Source organism: Roseibium algicola (genome assembly GCF_001999245.1).
Classification (GTDB): domain Bacteria; phylum Pseudomonadota; class Alphaproteobacteria; order Rhizobiales; family Stappiaceae; genus Roseibium; species Roseibium algicola.
In genome coordinates this window covers 3,042,686-3,058,691 of sequence record NZ_CP019630.1, presented here as the reverse complement: position 1 = coordinate 3,058,691, position 16,006 = coordinate 3,042,686, and the positions used below count along the sequence as shown (strand labels likewise).

The window sequence follows — 16,006 nt, the reverse complement described above, 5'->3', positions numbered from 1 at the left end:
CCCGGCTCCCTAACGCCAGTATCGATAGTTTAAAAAACACCCGAAACGAATTTCGAGGACCGACCGCCCCTCGAGTAAGCAACCGGCAAAAACACAGCTGACACCAAACAAGACGTTCCAGCTTAAACAGCCATACCGCCCCGACGCAGCCAGGAAGATCTTATGCCCCTACGGCATATCTCCTATTCCCCATCTGGGGAATATATCGGTACTTTTTTCGAAAAATTTACTTAAACCCGTTTCTCAACCTCGCCTGAATTACTACTACTGGGTGTATTTTTGCAACAAACACCTCGATGACAGGAACGGTTGTCAGCATCGATTTACGGCCAAGCAGCGCCTTTCAGCCGCCAAAACCGAACGGTAATGAGCGCAGATCAACGCAAACTGGCGGCCTGTTCGTCGGGGCGCGAACCATCCGAAATCACATTTACGCCATCTGCGGGATATCCATCTTGCGCTACGTCCATGTCCGGCATGTCGCTTAGACTTTGGCGCAGGATCGGCGCCAGGTGATCGACAAAGCGGCGCACCTTCGCCGTCACCAGTCGGTTTGAAGGATAGACGGCATAGATGCCGCTTTCAGGTAGCGTCCAGTCCCGCATCACCCTGACCAGGGCCCCCTCATTCAGCTCAGTGGCAACCGCCCAACGGGGAAGTGCCGCCAGGCCGATACCCGACACGACCGCTGCCCGTAGCGATGCCGTGCTGTTACAAATCATCACGGGAGACAGTGAAACGGTGTGTTTCTGTGGCGACAAGAACGGCCATTCGCGTGCCCAGTAGAGCGCAGCGAAGCCGATGCACTTGTGGTCCGGAATGTCGACGGGATGTTGCGGCACCCCATGCCTTGCGATGTAGTCCGGTGCGGCACAGACGAGGATCTCAGACATGCCGAGTTTACGGACAATCGTCGCAGGCTCCGGTTCACGCACGATCCTTATCGACAGGTCGAGACGCTGCTCAACGAGGTTGACCATGCGCATATCTTCGACGATTTCAGCTGTCACTTGCGGATTCTCTGCAAGAAAAGACCCGAGTGCCGGAATGATAAACCGGTCAGAAAAAGCTTCAGGCGCACCGATCCGCATATGGCCAACTGGGGTTTCCTGATACGCCATCACTTCAGTTACGCCTGCGTGTGCCTCTTCCAGTGCACGGGTACAGCGCTGGTAGAAGATCAACCCGGCTTCGGTTGGAGAAACGTGACGGGTGGTCCGGTCGAGAAGGCGTACTCCCAGACGTTTTTCCAGGGCAATGACACATTCGCTGACACGGGATTTGGACAAGCCGAGCTGCTCGGCGGCCCGGGTAATGTTTCCGGCTTCAACCACCCGGGCGAAGATCTCGATTGCATCAAAGAGTGCCATGCGAACGTCCTGTGAAACCGGACAAACTGTCCGGAGTATCACCACTTCCGCAATTTCGGGAAAGTCGTATTTTTTGCCCTCGCCGCAGTTTGCGGCTTGAGGAGACCCATTATGACAGCAATTTTTAATGCAGCCGCAATCGCGGCGCACCGGGACGCTTGCGAAAACGAAATACTCGGCTTCCGCCGCTTAAGGGTGCGGAGTGCCGATACCGGCGGACGGCTTGGATTTTTTGAGGAAATCGTTCCGCCCGGAGAAGGTGTCCCCCTGCACATCCATCACAAGGAAGACGAGATGTTCAATGTCCGCGAAGGTCATTTCCGCATCTGGTGCGCCGATGAAGTCTTCGACGTCCATCCAGGTGATGTCGTCGTCCTGCCGCGTGGTGTCCCGCATGCGTTTCACAACGTCGGCGATGTCGAGGGTTGGCTCGATGTGACCGTTACGCCCGGCGGGTTCGAAACAATGTTCGCACGCGCTGCCGAAGCTGGCACGCAAGGTGCAGAACGTTTCATGGAACTTGCTCCCGACTACGGCCTGGAAATGCTTCCAGGTCAGGCTGCGGCTTAGGAGGCGGCAATGATCTGCTTAGTCTTCCAGAGAACCATTCTGGCTTTCGCCGTGCTCGCGGCCTTTTCAGGATCCGTGTCCGCGGATGAGAACAAGGCTGCACGTGGAGCCTACCTTGCCCGGATAATGGCTTGCGCCGATTGTCACAGTCCGCGCGGAGCGAACGGCGCACCGATGCCCGAAGCCGGGCTCATCGGCGGCAATGTCGGCTTTGAAATTCCGCAGGCAGGTATTGTCTGGGGCCCGAACCTCACGCCCGCCAATGGCGGTGCGGGATCCTGGAGTACGGAAGAAATCGTAACGGCCCTGACGACCGGCGTTCGACCAGACGGACGGTTGCTCATTCCCGTTATGCCCTGGCCTGCCTACGCCGGACTGACCACACAGGACGCAGAAGCTCTTGCGAGCTACCTGCAGTCCCTGACACCGGATGACAATCCCGTTCCAGGGATGATTGCGCCGGGGGAAAACGCCCCTGCCCCCTATTTCACGATAAAGTTTCCAGGATAGGGCACACCAATGCCGTTGGCCTTACGGCCAACGGCGCCTGGAAGCCGAATTCGGTCTAACCTCCGATCGACTGCCCGTTACCGTGCCTGCCGACGCCACCTTTCGGCATAAGGCAGGGCAAAAAGGTAAAGTCCCGATACCAGCAAGAAGATCAATGGCACCAACGCCAGTAAACCGACCCAGAGTGCCGGCTCGGATTGCCCCATGGCAGCCAGATTGACAACCACGGCCAGCGTAAAGGCTATGGACAGCCAGCGGTGCAGCTGACGGATGATCTTGGTCCAATTCATGATTTGCTCCTGGTGATCACGACGCAAGATCCCGTCTGCCGGAAAGGTCCGTCAGCAAAGGGTTCTTGAGAGTTGGGGGTGCGCGCTCAGGCCGCCGCGTGGCGGACTGTCAGACCTTGGCTGATTTCCTGCGCGTTTTCCTGGCGGCCGAGGCAGCGGCATTCTGCTCGGCGGCTGCACAAACGAGGGCTTTCAGCGCCGCTTCATCGATGTCTGCATCCTCGAACAGGTCGATTGCCCGGCGCACGTTGCCGTCCAGGCTGGAATTGAAGAGACCAGCCGGATCATCAAGTGACGCGCCTTTTGCGAACGTCAGCTTCACGGCTTTCTTGTAAGTCTCGCCGGTGCAGATGATGCCGTCCTTTTCCCAGACGGGAACACCGCGCCATTTCCAGGCTTCCTCGACTTCGGGAACCGCTTCGTGAATGAGGGCGCGCATCCGCGCCAGTGTGCGTCCACGCCAGTCGTCAAGTTCTGCGATCCTGGCGTCAATCTGCTGCGCGGGGGACATTTGATTGTCCATGGTCGTCTTCCTTGCGGTTATCAGGCGTCTTTGCCGGCATCGTCCAGCCGCGCAACAACGCTTTCCAGCGCCTCCATGAAGCGGGGCCAGGCGGCGCTTGCACCGCGATAGTAGGGCAGTTGTTCCTGCGTGAAGCCGATTTGCTCCATCCGCAGAAGGGTGCCGTTATCCGTCGGGGTCAATGTCCAGGTCACGGTGCTTCGAAGATCCTTGGTGTTCCAGCTGTAGGCCAGCGCTTTATGCGGCTCGATCGACTGGACTTCGCAATCGACCATTCCCCAGTCGGCACTCAGGTCGAAGCGGTGACCGACAACCGGTTTGAAGGCATTTTTCATGAGCCATTCCTCGATCAGGTGGGGCTGGGTCAAAGCACGCCAGATCTTTTCCGCGGGAAAGGGAATTTCCCGTTCCACGACAACAGCAAGGGTATCTTCGTCCGAGAAACTCATTGGTCCATTCTTCTCAAAAGGTCTTCCAGATCGTCGAACCGGCGTTCCCAGAACACGTTCATGCGCTGAGTCCAGTCGACCAGTGGTGCGAGCGCTCCGGGCCTGGCGCTATAGTGCGACTGCCTGCCCTCCTGGCGGTCCGTGACAAGCCCGGCCTCCTTCAGGACGCCAAGATGTTTGGAAACTGCGGGCTGGGAGACACCGGCCTGGTCGGTCAACACTCGCACTGTCAGCTCGCCTTCGCGGCAAAGCCGCTCGAACAACGCCCGCCGGGTCGGGTCGGCCAGCGTCCGAAACAGAAGGTCAGGTGTTGGCTCACTCAAATTCATAACTCCACGGTTATTGATTTGATTGATAACCTCGGAGTTATGAATGAGTCAAGGCACAATTCAGACCTGCACCGCTTCCCGCTTGCGCGCAAGTGACGGCAGGCAGACGGTGCGGCCATCGGCGAATTGTTCGATCCGCACATCGACACCATAGACTTTGCAAAGAGCAGCGCTTGTCAGCACTTCCTTTGGGGGGCCATCCGTCTTGATGCGACCATCGTGAAGCAAAGCCACCCTGGTTCCGATTGCAAAGGCGTGATCAGGGTCGTGGGTCGACAGGACAACAGTCAGGCCGTCCGCCGCAAGACCCGCAACTTCGGAAAGCACCAGCGCCTGATTCCCGAAATCGAGACTGGCTGTCGGCTCATCCATCACGAGGACACGTGTTTCCTGCGCAAGTGCCCTGGCGATCAGCACCAGTTGCCTCTGTCCACCGGAAAGCCGCGTATAGTCTGCACCGGCGAGTTCCCCGATACCGAGCCTTTCCAGCGCCGCCAACGCGACGTCCCTGTCACGCGGGCCGGGCTGCTGAAAGGCACGCAGTTTTGCGGTTCGGCCCATCAGCACGACTTCCAGAACCGGAAAGGCAAAGGGCGCGGCGTGTGCCTGTGGAACGTAGGCGATCCGCGTCGCGATATCCGCACGGGACAGCGACTTCAGCGGCCGTCCTTCCACAAGCACCGTGCCGCCACGCGCCGGCAGCAGCCCCAGAAGCGTCTTGAAAAGAGTGGTCTTGCCGGACCCGTTGGGCCCAAGCAGGCAATAGACGTCGCCAGTGGAAGCTGTCAGGTTCAACTCGCTCCCGACATCGTGGCCCGGATAGCCGATGGACAGGTTTTCAGCCCTGAGCTTCACGCCCATGCCCGCCTCCCCCTGGCAAGCAGCCACAGGAAAAATGGCGCACCGACAACGGCGGTCAGAATGCCGAGCGGGACTTCGGTTCCCGAGAGCGTGCGTGCCAGCGTGTCGACTGCAAGAAGGTATCCCGCACCAAGCAACGCTGCTGCCGGCAACAGGCGCCCGAAACCAGGGCCAACGATCATCCGGGCGATATGCGGTATCACCAGCCCCACCCAGCCCACGACACCGGCAATGGCGACGACGCTTGCGGTGATCAAGGTCGCGCAGAAAATGACAACAAGCCGCAGCCGACCGGCCTCCACACCAAGCGCCTTCGCTTCTTCATCCCCCAGAGACAGGACGTTGATCCGCCAGCGCAACAGGAACAGAGGGACAAGCCCGAACAGAACTGCAGGTACCGCCGGCAGGATATCGCCGGCCTTCACGCCTGCCAGACTGCCCAGCAACCAGAAAGTGATCGCCGGAAGCTGGTCGTAAGGATCTGCCAGCACTTTCAGCAAGGATGTCGCCGCCCCCGCCAGAGCGCCGACGACGACGCCTGCAAGCACAAGGACCAGCGTGCTGTCTCCTCCGCGCACCGTCGCGGCAACAAAACCGACAAGAGCAACAGCGGCAAGACCACCGGCAAAACCCATCAGCTGGATTGCCGCGACAGGAAGCGACAGGAAGATGCCGAGCACGGCCCCGAGCCCCGCGCCGGCAGAAACACCGAGAATATCCGGTGACACCAGCGGATTGCGGAAAAGTGTCTGGTAACATGCACCGGCGGCAGCAAGCGAAGCACCGACCAGCAGCGCGGCAACCACCCTTGGCAGACGGATCGAGAGCAGCACCGTGTCCTGCGTTCCCGAAGGCTGTGCGCCGGATACGACGCGCGCCAGCACACCGACGGCCTCGGACGGCGTAAGCGGAAACGGACCGATCAGAAGAGCCGCGAAACTGCCAAGAACAAGCGCGAGGCCGAGCCATACGAACAAGCCGGAACGCGCGAAAGAAGTAGATTTGCCGGTCAGGGAGCCCGCCCCTTTGCCCATTCCAGCAGAGTGTCGAGCTCTGCTTCACTCAGGTCCACATGATACCACAACTTATAGAAGTCGGCGGTTTCCTGACGCAGCTCCCCATCCCAGAGTTCGGGATAGAATAGACCTGCAAGCCATTTCAGACCCATCATCCGATTGACGGACGGCGGCCTGTCGATCCAGCCGAAAGGGGCCGTTGGCGACAGGAAAACCCGGCCTTCACGCACCGCGGCAATGCCTTGCCACAGGGGATCCTGCCAGACAGCTTCATAGAAGCTACGATCCCACGTTACGATTGTGTCCGGGTTGGCAACGATAATCTGCTCGGGACTTGCCTGCACCAGTCCGTATTGCCCGGGCACATCGGCAACGTTGCGCCCACCGGCCTTTTCGATGATTTCGGTGTTGATCGAGCCTTTCAGGCCTGTTTCAAGTCCATCCGCCCCACGGGCGAGGTAGACACGCGGCCTGTCCGCCTCGGGTACGGCACCGAGTGCCGACGTCAGCGCGGTGAAGGTTGCCTCGACATCTGCGGCCAGAAGATCTCCACGCTCCGGAACGCCAAGCGCCTCGCCCACAAGACGCAACGCGCCGGCGGTTTCATCGAACCGGCCGTTGACCAGGAGATAGGGAATCCCTGTCTGTTCCTGCACACGGTCGGCAAGATCGATATAGGTATCGCGGACGGACCCGAAATCGATGATCAGATCGGGTTTCAGGGCAAGAACCCGCTCCAGGTTTGCCTCCCCGCCGCGTCCGGTCAGGCGGCCGGTCTCGGGCAGGTCCCGAAAGGCTTCGGCGATGAATGGCTTCTCGTAGTCCCGAAGCGCTCTCGGCCAGCCGAGCAGCGCTTCCGGTTTGAGCGCGTAGACGAGAATGGACGCCGGAGGCCCGGCAGCAAACACCCGGGTCACCGTATCCGGGATCTCGACCGTACGACCCGCGGAATCGGTAACGCTTCGCGCCAGGACGGACGTCCCCGAAATGCAAAGCAGGAAAAGGCAAATGGCGGCCAGGCGCGTCATGTTTCCTCCAGCATTCTTTTAACTGACCGAGGGTTTCTGCTCATTTCAGTTCAGCTTCAGGAAAGCGACAAGACAGAAACTCCATCGGTACAGAGATGGATCATGCGGAGAAAATACACAAAAACAACATAAACTGCAGCTCTTTCACGGAACTATGAAACGCTCACTAAACTGTGATTATCACTGCTATTTTTACGCGAATTTTCTTTCATTCTTAATTTACGCAAATCAACAAAGATGATCCCAATTATGACCTTGGGGGAAATGATGAAGAAGTTCTTGTCCCGATTAAGCGTGACTTCGACGCTCGCAATTATTTCTGCCAGCGTGCTTGGAATATCGATGATTGTTGTGGGCTTTATCCTGTATCAGGTCGCCCTTGGCCAGGCTGAGGACCGTGCCCTCGTCAAACAGGATATCAACCTTCGCGTGGCAGCGACGCTGTTTCAGGATCGCATCGACGGTGCAAAGGTCAGCTGGGACGCGAACAACAACGTCAAGCGGATCGAACTGGCCGAAATGCCGGTGTTCGAAAACCATGACATGATCGACGCCGTCGGGCGCATGACAGGTGAAACCGCGACTGTTTTTGCCTGGGATCCGGAAACGAAGGATTTCTGGCGCAAGACCACCAACATCATCAAGGGTGACGGCAAGCGTGCCGTCGGAACCCAGCTCGGCCAGAACGGCGCGGTTTATCCTGTCGTTACCCAGGGCAAGACCTTCCACGGGCAGGCCACCATTCTCGGCAAGGACTACTTCACTGTTTACCAGCCGATTTTCTCGTCCAAGGGCGATATTCTCGGCATCCTTTATGCCGGCGTGGAAAAGGCTGCAGTCGAAGCCAACGCATGGGAACTGACCAGCCGCTACGCGATGCTGGTGCTGCCGGTCGTCGCCGTTTCGGTGGTCCTCCTGATCCTCGCAATTCGCCGCCAGCTGCGTCCGATTACACGCCTCGCGGAAATCACGGACCAGATTGCGCAGGACAATCTCGCAGACGAAGTCCCCTTCAAGGAACGCTCCGACCAGATCGGCACGCTTGCCCAGGCCGTCAGCACCCTGCGTGACAGGGCCGTCGAGCGGATCGAACTGACCGAGCACCAGCGCACGTCCGAAGCCGCTGCGATCGACCGCCAGAACCGTGTTCAGGGTCTGATCGAAACCTTCCGGACCAATGTCTCCAACGTGCTCAACTCGGTCAACGAAACCGTTCATGGCCTGGAAGGCACCGCGGGACACCTCTCCGACCTGTCCGGCCAGAGCGCCTCAAGCGCGACGGAAACCTTGAACTCCGCCGATGAAGCAACATCGAGCGTTCAGACCGTGGCCAGTGCCGCGGAAGAACTCTCTGCGTCCATCAGCGAAATTTCCCGCCAGGTGGCCCAGACGACGGAAGTTGTTGGCCGGGCAACCGAAGGCACCCGCATGACCAACGAAAAGGTGGAAGGCCTTGCAGCCTCCGCCTCCAAGATCGGCGAAGTGGTAACCCTTATCCAGGCGATCGCCGAGCAGACCAACCTGCTGGCCCTCAATGCCACCATCGAAGCGGCACGCGCCGGGGAAGCCGGCAAGGGCTTCGCGGTCGTCGCAGCGGAAGTGAAGGAACTGGCCACCCAGACCTCCAAGGCAACCGAGGAAATCAGCGCCCAGATCACCGCCATTCAGGATGCGACCAAGGACTCGGTCGGTGCGATCGCGGAAATCACCAAGATCATGGAAGAGGTGAATTCCTACACCAGCACCATCGCGGCAGCCGTGAGCCAGCAGGGCTCGGCCACCGGCGAGATTTCGCAGAACGCCCAGAATGCCGCCGAAGGCACCACCTTCGTGTCGTCCTGCATGTCCGACCTTTCCAGTGCGGTCAATCAGACGTCGCAGGCTTCCCAATCGGTTCTGGACGCATCGGAAATGCTGTCTTCGCGCACGGAAGAGCTGAAACAGGAAGTGGAAACATTCCTGAACGGTGTGGCCGCCGCCTGAGGCAACCAACCAACGACAAATTATCTTGTCAGGAAGGCGCGGACATCGTCCGCGCCTCTTTCGTTTTCGGCATCCGGTTTTCGCTCAGAACACACCCGGCATCAGAGCCCCGCGTCACGGCAATCAGCCTCCAACCACGTTCATCCAGAGACCGCACAGGCCAGCTCGCCCGGCACGTTGGTGAGCGCAGGAAACGTCGAGCACCTGAAAAGGCGAGACTTTCAGCCCTGCAACCGTCACGCAGCACTTTTCGCGTAGCCAAAACTTTGCTGCACTGCACTCGATTATTCACCAAGTGCCTTTAACGTTTACAGGCAGGCCAATTCACACAGGCGGTTAAAGGGAAGTGTCCGAAGCAAAAATTACTCAGCATCCTGCGTATTTTTACTTGGCAGATTTACTAAACCTTTTTTAGGTTTTTTCTACAATCCTTGATTTCAACCAAAATTGTTTCAGATGCCAATTGATCATGGTTCAAATTTTAGTTGCGGCAGTGGATTTCGGAAATTTTCCATCGCGTTTCGCCAGAATCGCGACCCTCTACCCGACAAAACGAATTGCCTTCTCCCGCCCCAACCTGAGGGACATCAAGCCCCGCTCGCTGCTTCTTGTCGACTTTCTGGACCTTGGCACTGACCACATCAAAATACTTCGAGATTTTTCGAGAAGCGGCCAATCCGTGCCGGCGCTCGGCATCGTTGACACAAAAAGCAGACAGAGCGTGCTGCAGGCGCGCGAGCTTGGCTTCTACAATCTGATAGATCGCGAGGAAAAATTCGCGACACTGTTCGAAAAAATACGCGAAGTGGTGGGCGACTATTCCAAACCGACGCTGCCCAGCCGGTACTCGGAGAAAATCGTCAAGTCGGTTGAAACCACCAGCATGGGCTTGAACCTGATGTCGGCCGCAGCCCTTTCCGGCGCTCCCCTGCCCATGCAATTCCTGGCTACCAACGCCCAGGACATCACCTCGGTCATCATGACGGACGGTCTCGACAGTTGGTTGAGTGCGGTTCAATGCCACCACAGCCACACCTTCTGCCACACGATGATGGTCGCCGGGCACACCGTTTCGTTTTCGCGTGCACTCGGCCATTCCGAAGCGGAGCAGACAATTCTCGGCCTGGGTGCACTGGTGCACGACCTGGGCAAGGTCAAGATCCCGCTTTCCATCCTGGACAAGCCTGGCAGGCTGACCCTGGAAGAACGTGAGCTTGTCAACAAACATCCGCTCTTTAGCCGGGAGATGCTGGCAACGCGCCAGGAAGTTCCAAAGCAGGTTGTCGAGATGGCGCTGTGTCACCATGAGTTTCTGGACGGAACCGGGTATCCGGATGGCCTCAAAGGCAATCAGATCTCGCAAAGGGTCAGGCTTCTGACGATCAGCGACATCTATTCCGCCCTCACCGAAAAACGAGCCTACAAGGACAGCCTCAGTCCGCGCCAGGCCTTTGCGATCATGTTCGAGATGAAGGGCAAGCTCGACATGGACCTGTTGCGAAAATTTAGAACCCAGGTGCTGAGCTCGGAATTCGGCCGTGTCCGGCGGCAGGCCAGGGCCTGAGACCTGGGAAAACACCCCAAGACTGTAGCGCTAAATTCAACACCGCCCCAGGATTGCGCGATCACCTATTTGTGTTGTCAAAAATAGCTATATCGTCCTACTAGAAAGGGTCATTGAAACTCTTTCTTTAGTTTCCCCTACGACAATATCTCCCCCTACAGAGGCAAAAACCGGGAGTAAACAAGGTGCTGTTTTCAGGGTCGAACATGTGGAAAGCCGCCTTTGATGCGCTAAACCGCTCGCAGGCCATCATCGAGTTTACACCCGAAGGCACGATCCTGACTGCCAATCCCAATTTCCTGAAAGCGATGGGCTACGCCCTCAATGAAGTTCAGGGAAAACCTCACAGCATGTTTGTCGACCCCGCCTACGCGGCATCGGCAGAATACAAGGCCTTCTGGAAAAAGCTGGCGCAAGGCGAATTTCAGACCGCCGAATATCTGCGCTACGGCAAGGGTGGCCGGGAAGTCTGGATCCAGGCTTCGTACAACCCGATCCTCAACACCGCCGGCAAGGTGGTCAAGGTAGTCAAGATCGCCTCGGACATCACCGAGCGCAAGCAAAAGAGCGCCGATTTTGAAGGTCAGGTTGAAGCGATGAATCGGTCGCAGGCCGTGATCCATTTCGACCTCGACGGCACGATCCTCGACGCAAACGAAAATTTCCTGTCCGCGATGGGTTACTCCCTCGATGAAATCAAGGGCCGTAAACACGGCATGTTCGTCGAAAAGGACCATGCGGCGAGCACGGAGTACCGGCAGTTCTGGAAGAATCTCGCCGAAGGCAAATTTCAGGCGGGTGAGTTCAAGCGCATCGGCAAGGGTGGGCGCGAAGTCTGGATCCAGGCAACCTACAATCCGATATTCGATTCCGCCGGCCGTCCCTTCAAGGTCGTGAAGTTCGCGACTGACCGCACGCCACAGGTTGTCGAAAGACGTCGCCGCGCCACCGTTCAACACGGCATCGACCAGGATCTTTCCGAAATCGCAACGGCCATTTCCAACACGACGGAACAGGCAACAACGTCCGCATCAGCGTCCGAACAGACCTATTCCAGCGTGCAGACAGTTGCCGCTGCGGCAGAAGAACTTGTTGCTTCGATTCAGGAAATCAGCCGCCAGGTCCAGACCGCGCTTGAAGTTTCGCAAAGCGCTGCGACCGAGGCCGAGCGATCCAGTGACATCATGAGCGGGCTTTCTGAGGATGCAAAGACGATCGGTTCGGTAATCGAACTGATCGACGGCATCGCCGACCAGACCAATCTCCTGGCCCTGAACGCGACCATCGAGGCCGCAAGAGCTGGGGAAGCCGGCAAGGGCTTTGCCGTTGTTGCCTCCGAAGTGAAGAGCCTCGCCGCGCAGACAAGCAAGGCAACCGAAGAGATCTCCAACCAGATCGGCTCCATGCAGGAGACGACCGGTCAGGCAGTCGCCGCAATCGAATCGATCCTTGCTGTCATCAAGAATGTCGGAGACATCGCCGCCAGCATCGCATCCTCGGTCGAGGAGCAGTCGGCGGTTACGAATGACATATCCTCCAACATGCATTCGGCCGCCCAGGGCGTGGAACGGATCACCTCCAACATGCAGTCGATCTCCTCGGCAACTGCCCAGATAGACGCCGCGACCAAGAACGTTAAGCAGGCCTCGCAATCCCTGATGTGAACACGGGACGCGCGATCTGACATCACGCCCAGTCCCTGCCAGACAAAAAAAACCCGGTGCCAAGGCACCGGGTTTTCTTTTGACGGGTTATTGAACCTGGCCTTAGCGCGCCGGAAGCGGGATCCATTCGGCAACAGAAACATCGGCATGCTGGAACTGCGGCATCTTCTGGCCCAGCTCTTCCATGTTCTTGACGTCCTGCTCATTGAGGAAGTCCTGGGTAATCAGGGTCGGCGGCACGACAACCTGCTTGCCCGGGTCTTCACCTGCCAGCATCAGCGCCAGCGTGCGCACGCTGACTTCACCGACAACCGCCGGGTTGGTCGCGACCGTTGCCGCCCAAGCGGAATCCGGCTCGCGCATGGCAGAGATATCGGCCGTGGAAACGTCTGCGGAATAAATGGCGATGTCCTGGCTGAGACCGGCTTCATCGACCGCGATCTTCACGCCTTTGGCAAATTCATCGTAAGGGGCAAAGACGACGCTGATGTTCGGGTTGGCCTGCAGCACCGAACGGGCCTGGTTGGCAACGGAGTTGGCAATCGGGTTATCAAGCGTGCCGAACATGGCCGCTTCCGTGATCCCCGGATTGGCTTCCTTGACTTCCTTCCAGGCGACGTCGCGGCGGTCAAGCGGCGCGATGCCCGGCACATAGACATAGCCGGCGGTAAAGCTGTCGCCATTGTCCTTGATCGCCTGTTCCAGGGCCAGCTTGCCGAGCAGGTAGTCGGACTGTTCGATCTGCGGGATCGCATCGTTTTCAACGTTGACGTCGAAGGCGACAACCTTGATGCCCGCATCGACAGCGCGCTGTGCAGCGGCCTTCATGGATTCGGTCAGGCCGTGCTGGATGATGATGCCGTCGACACCAAGCGCAATGGCCTGGTCGACCATGTCGGCCTGAAGGGCGGCATCCTGACGGCTGTCGAGAACACGCAGATCAACGCCAAGGGCAGCTGACTGCTTTTCAACACCCGAAAGATAGGACTGGAAGAAGTCACCGGTGGACAGATAACGCACCAGCGCGATCTTGACCTCTTCCGGCTTGTCGAACGGCGCCGGCATGTCGGCTGCAAAAGCCGCTCCGCCGGAAAGCCCGATCCCGGCGGCAACCGCCAGCTTCATGAATTCACGTCTCAGCATTTGTTTTCCTCCCAATGGAAACGGCGCCATTCAGGGCGTCACGCTGTTCTCCGGCCCCCACGTCGCGAGGACAGGTAGAATGTGAAGACAAGGGCGGCGACCAACACGGCGCCCTTGACGAAATCTTGCATGTAGTAAGGAGCGTTCATCATCGTCAGCCCCTGAAGAAGAATACCGACGAACAGTGCCCCTGCCGCCGTGCCGAAGGCGTTCGGGCGGGCAGCGCCCAGTACCGCGAAGCCGATGAGGGCTGCGGCCACGCTGTCGAGCAGAAGGTTGTTGCCGGAGGCGATGTCACCGCGGCCAAGGCGGGCAGCCAGCAGAATGCCGCCAACCGATGCCAGCATGCCGGAAATCATGTAGGCCACGATCTTGTAGCGCTGCACGTTTGTGCCGACCAGTTCGGCAGCCCGTTCGTTGGAGCCGATGGCATACATCAGGCGGCCATGGCGGGTGTACCCCAGGAACAGCCAGATCAGCAGCGCGATCAAAAGGAACACCACCACCGGCACCGGCAGCAACCGGTCCAGGAACAGGTCGAACCGATGCCGGCCGAGCCAAAGGAAGGCCGCGGAGAACGTTCCCTCCGCAACGACGCCCTCGCCCAGGCTCATCCCGGTCGCAATCGAATTGCCCTGGGTCGGAATGCGCTGCAAACCGATGAGAAGGAACATCATGCCGAGCGTCGCCAAAAGGTCCGGCACCCGCATCTTCACGATCAGGAACCCGTTGATCAGCCCGACGACCGCACCCATCACCAGGCAGAGTGCAACCGCGACAAAGGCGGATTGCTCCAGCACCACCATGGAATAGGCGGACAGCATCAGCGCCGAGGTTGCGACAGAGCCGATGGACAGGTCGAACCCGCCCACCACCAGCGTACAGGTGACACCGAGTGCGAGAATGCCGGTAATGGCCACCGACTGCAGGATGAAGACTGCCGAACGCGGGCTGGCAAAGCCGCTGGCATAGAGGCTGAAGAAAAGGGCCAGTCCGCCGAGTAGGACGAGGAAGCCGTAGCGGATGGCAAGTTCGAGCGGGTTCTTGTTCATTGTTCCGGTATTCATCCTGCCATTGCCTGCGTTGCTGGCTCGCTCTGCCCCTGCCCGCCTGCGGGCCCCGAGACATCCGCGACCAGACGGTTCAGGTCGACGTTCTTGTTGATGTATTCGCCGACGATGGCGGCCTCGTGCATGACGACGATGCGGTCGGCGATTTCCAGGGCCTCGTCGATTTCCGCGACGAAGACGAGCGTCGTGCGCCCTTTTGCGGTCTGCCGGATGTAGTGACCGATGTCCCGCCGGGCGCCGATGTCGACACCCTGGAAAGGTTCGTCCAGCAACAGCACGCGGCTTGCCTGCAACAGCCAGCGGCCGATCATGACCTTCTGCTGGTTGCCACCCGACAGGGTGTTGATGCCGTCGCCGTTGCCCTGACAGACGATCCCGATCTTGCCGATCATGTCGTCAGCAGCCCGGCGCTGTCCGCGTTCGCTCAGGAAAGAGAACCGGCTGAATGCCCCCAGGAAAGGCAGTGTCATGTTGTTGGCGATGTCGAAGTCCGGCACCACGGCGTTCACGCTGCGGTCCTTGGGCGACATGAACACACCCTTGGCGACGGCGTCTTCCGCACTCTTCGGAGTGTAGGCCTTGCCGTCCAGGCGCAAGGTGCCGCCAGCCGGTTTCGCAAGGCCAAACAGCACTTCCGCCAGTTCCGTGGTGCCGCTGCCGAGCAGACCCGTCAGGGCTACCACTTCGCCTTCGCGAGCAGTCAGATCGATCTGCGGGCCATTTTCGTGTAGGCGCACACCATCGACTTCCAGGATCGGATCGCCGCCGGCAACCGGATCGATATCGACCTCGGTCATCTGGTGGCCAAGCATGGCGTTGACCGCGCCGACATAGTCCAGCGGCTCTGCCTCGAACAGGCCGGAAATCGCCCCGTCGCGCATGGAAACGATCCGGTCGGCCACGCGGCGGATGTCCGACATGCGGTGGGAAATATAGAGAATGGCGACACCTTCCGCACGCAGCCGGTCAATCAGCGCGAACAGGCGGTCGGCTTCGGAAGCGGACAGTGATGAGGTCGGCTCGTCCAGAATGAGCAATTTCGGCGCGCGGGCCATGGCACGTGCGATCGCGATCATCTGGCGGTCGGCAACCTCCAGATCCGCAACACGGGTGCGCACGTCCATCGTCAGCCCCATGCTTTCGGCAACCTTGCGGGCCTGCCGCCGAAGTTTCCTGTCGTTGACGAAGAAATCGGCGCCCGGTTCGGTCAGGAGGTCCAGCGTCAGGTTGGTGGCAACATCGAGATCCGGAATGACACCGTCATCAATGGACTGGTGAACGGTCACGACACCCTTTGAGATAGCATCGGCCGCATCAAGCGGCTTGAAGGGCGCACCGGCCAGCTCGATCTCGCCGGCATCGGCAAAATGATAGCCGCACAGGACCTTCACCAGCGTCGACTTGCCGGCACCGTTGGCTCCCATCAGCGCCGTGACTTCGCCGGCGCGCAGCTCCAGATCGATCCCCCGAAGCACGTGGTTGCGCCCGAAGGACTTTTCCAAGCCGCTCAATTTACAGGTGACGTCTGGCACCTTTCCTCCCGATATTTTTGCGAGTTCCTCCCCCGCTTCTCATCGTTACAACACGCTAAATAGGCATTTGTCAACTGTGTTGACTTTTGAATAATCTTGACCAT

Annotated in this window: 16 protein-coding genes; 5 read left to right on the top strand and 11 right to left on the bottom strand. The window is 58.9% G+C overall.

Annotated elements, in window-relative coordinates; all coding sequences use genetic code 11:
- Positions 1-377: 377 nt before the first annotated feature.
- Entirely contained in the window at positions 378-1,370 is a 993-nt protein-coding gene (locus B0E33_RS14335) for a LysR family transcriptional regulator (RefSeq protein ID WP_077291558.1), read from the bottom strand.
- 111 nt (positions 1,371-1,481) lie between these two features.
- On the opposite strand from B0E33_RS14335, the gene B0E33_RS14330 reads away from it, so the two are divergent.
- Positions 1,482-1,940, top strand: coding sequence for a cupin domain-containing protein (locus B0E33_RS14330; protein ID WP_077291557.1), 459 nt, complete (start codon positions 1,482-1,484; stop codon positions 1,938-1,940).
- A gap of 9 nt (positions 1,941-1,949) precedes the next feature.
- Positions 1,950-2,450, top strand: coding sequence for a c-type cytochrome (locus B0E33_RS14325; protein WP_077291556.1), 501 nt, complete (start codon positions 1,950-1,952; stop codon positions 2,448-2,450).
- A gap of 77 nt (positions 2,451-2,527) precedes the next feature.
- Here the strand turns inward: B0E33_RS14325 and B0E33_RS14320 are convergent, their stop codons facing one another.
- The 7 genes from B0E33_RS14320 to B0E33_RS14290 all read right to left on the bottom strand — a co-directional run bounded on the left by B0E33_RS14320 (position 2,528) and on the right by B0E33_RS14290 (position 6,946).
- The gene (locus B0E33_RS14320) at positions 2,528-2,740 is read right to left on the bottom strand and encodes a hypothetical protein (protein WP_077291555.1); all 213 of its coding nucleotides are present in this window, start codon (positions 2,738-2,740) and stop codon (positions 2,528-2,530) included.
- A gap of 109 nt (positions 2,741-2,849) precedes the next feature.
- Positions 2,850-3,263: a DUF1801 domain-containing protein gene (locus B0E33_RS14315; protein WP_077291554.1), complete on the bottom strand. Its 414-nt coding sequence runs from the start codon at positions 3,261-3,263 to the stop codon at positions 2,850-2,852.
- A gap of 20 nt (positions 3,264-3,283) precedes the next feature.
- On the bottom strand, positions 3,284-3,712 hold the full coding sequence (locus tag B0E33_RS14310; protein WP_023002868.1) for an SRPBCC family protein: 429 nt from the start codon (positions 3,710-3,712) through the stop codon (positions 3,284-3,286).
- Positions 3,709-4,035, bottom strand: a complete 327-nt coding sequence (locus B0E33_RS14305) for an ArsR/SmtB family transcription factor (protein ID WP_370201296.1) — start codon at positions 4,033-4,035, stop codon at positions 3,709-3,711. The genes B0E33_RS14310 and B0E33_RS14305 overlap by 4 nt, the downstream gene beginning before the upstream one ends.
- A gap of 66 nt (positions 4,036-4,101) precedes the next feature.
- Complete coding sequence (locus B0E33_RS14300; RefSeq protein WP_077293323.1) at positions 4,102-4,896, bottom strand: ABC transporter ATP-binding protein; 795 nt, start codon at positions 4,894-4,896, stop codon at positions 4,102-4,104.
- Positions 4,893-5,936 carry a FecCD family ABC transporter permease gene (locus B0E33_RS14295; protein WP_062486666.1) on the bottom strand — a complete coding sequence of 348 codons (1,044 nt, stop codon included), beginning with the start codon at positions 5,934-5,936 and terminating at the stop codon, positions 4,893-4,895. Before B0E33_RS14295 ends, B0E33_RS14300 begins: the two co-directional genes overlap by 4 nt.
- Positions 5,912-6,946, bottom strand: a complete 1,035-nt coding sequence (locus B0E33_RS14290) for an iron ABC transporter substrate-binding protein (RefSeq protein WP_055659755.1) — start codon at positions 6,944-6,946, stop codon at positions 5,912-5,914. The genes B0E33_RS14295 and B0E33_RS14290 overlap by 25 nt, the downstream gene beginning before the upstream one ends.
- 342 nt (positions 6,947-7,288) lie before the next feature.
- On the opposite strand from B0E33_RS14290, the gene B0E33_RS14285 reads away from it, so the two are divergent.
- From B0E33_RS14285 to B0E33_RS14275, 3 genes are all read left to right on the top strand, one after another.
- On the top strand, positions 7,289-8,929 hold the full coding sequence (locus tag B0E33_RS14285) for a methyl-accepting chemotaxis protein (protein ID WP_023002863.1): 1,641 nt from the start codon (positions 7,289-7,291) through the stop codon (positions 8,927-8,929).
- A 721-nt stretch (positions 8,930-9,650) separates the two neighbouring features.
- Positions 9,651-10,493, top strand: coding sequence for an HD-GYP domain-containing protein (locus B0E33_RS14280; RefSeq protein ID WP_161633278.1), 843 nt, complete (start codon positions 9,651-9,653; stop codon positions 10,491-10,493).
- 206 nt (positions 10,494-10,699) lie between these two features.
- Positions 10,700-12,157, top strand: a complete 1,458-nt coding sequence (locus tag B0E33_RS14275; protein WP_077291553.1) for a methyl-accepting chemotaxis protein — start codon at positions 10,700-10,702, stop codon at positions 12,155-12,157.
- A gap of 102 nt (positions 12,158-12,259) precedes the next feature.
- Here B0E33_RS14275 and B0E33_RS14270 read toward each other — a convergent pair whose 3' ends face one another.
- The 3 genes from B0E33_RS14270 to B0E33_RS14260 are packed head-to-tail and all read right to left on the bottom strand — an operon-like array spanning position 12,260 to position 15,902.
- Positions 12,260-13,282, bottom strand: coding sequence for a substrate-binding domain-containing protein (locus tag B0E33_RS14270; RefSeq protein ID WP_228148124.1), 1,023 nt, complete (start codon positions 13,280-13,282; stop codon positions 12,260-12,262).
- 56 nt (positions 13,283-13,338) lie between these two features.
- Positions 13,339-14,367 carry an ABC transporter permease gene (locus B0E33_RS14265; protein ID WP_023002859.1) on the bottom strand — a complete coding sequence of 343 codons (1,029 nt, stop codon included), beginning with the start codon at positions 14,365-14,367 and terminating at the stop codon, positions 13,339-13,341.
- On the bottom strand, positions 14,364-15,902 hold the full coding sequence (locus B0E33_RS14260; RefSeq protein WP_208997821.1) for a sugar ABC transporter ATP-binding protein: 1,539 nt from the start codon (positions 15,900-15,902) through the stop codon (positions 14,364-14,366). Before B0E33_RS14260 ends, B0E33_RS14265 begins: the two co-directional genes overlap by 4 nt.
- Positions 15,903-16,006: the final 104 nt, after the last annotated feature.

Bases quoted from the DNA above. Each gene is read 5' to 3' on its own strand.
- B0E33_RS14310 (WP_023002868.1), bottom strand. From the start codon at position 3,712: ATGAGTTTCTCGGACGAAGATACCCTTGCTGTTGTCGTGGAACGGGAA.
- B0E33_RS14320 (WP_077291555.1), bottom strand. From the start codon at position 2,740: ATGAATTGGACCAAGATCATCCGTCAGCTGCACCGCTGGCTGTCCATA.
- B0E33_RS14315 (WP_077291554.1), bottom strand. From the start codon at position 3,263: ATGGACAATCAAATGTCCCCCGCGCAGCAGATTGACGCCAGGATCGCA.
- B0E33_RS14265 (WP_023002859.1), bottom strand. From the start codon at position 14,367: ATGAATACCGGAACAATGAACAAGAACCCGCTCGAACTTGCCATCCGC.
- B0E33_RS14290 (WP_055659755.1), bottom strand. From the start codon at position 6,946: ATGACGCGCCTGGCCGCCATTTGCCTTTTCCTGCTTTGCATTTCGGGG.
- B0E33_RS14330 (WP_077291557.1), top strand. From the start codon at position 1,482: ATGACAGCAATTTTTAATGCAGCCGCAATCGCGGCGCACCGGGACGCT.
- B0E33_RS14335 (WP_077291558.1), bottom strand. From the start codon at position 1,370: ATGGCACTCTTTGATGCAATCGAGATCTTCGCCCGGGTGGTTGAAGCC.
- B0E33_RS14275 (WP_077291553.1), top strand. From the start codon at position 10,700: ATGTGGAAAGCCGCCTTTGATGCGCTAAACCGCTCGCAGGCCATCATC.
- B0E33_RS14325 (WP_077291556.1), top strand. From the start codon at position 1,950: ATGATCTGCTTAGTCTTCCAGAGAACCATTCTGGCTTTCGCCGTGCTC.
- B0E33_RS14270 (WP_228148124.1), bottom strand. From the start codon at position 13,282: ATGAAGCTGGCGGTTGCCGCCGGGATCGGGCTTTCCGGCGGAGCGGCT.
- B0E33_RS14285 (WP_023002863.1), top strand. From the start codon at position 7,289: ATGATTGTTGTGGGCTTTATCCTGTATCAGGTCGCCCTTGGCCAGGCT.
- B0E33_RS14295 (WP_062486666.1), bottom strand. From the start codon at position 5,936: ATGGGCAAAGGGGCGGGCTCCCTGACCGGCAAATCTACTTCTTTCGCG.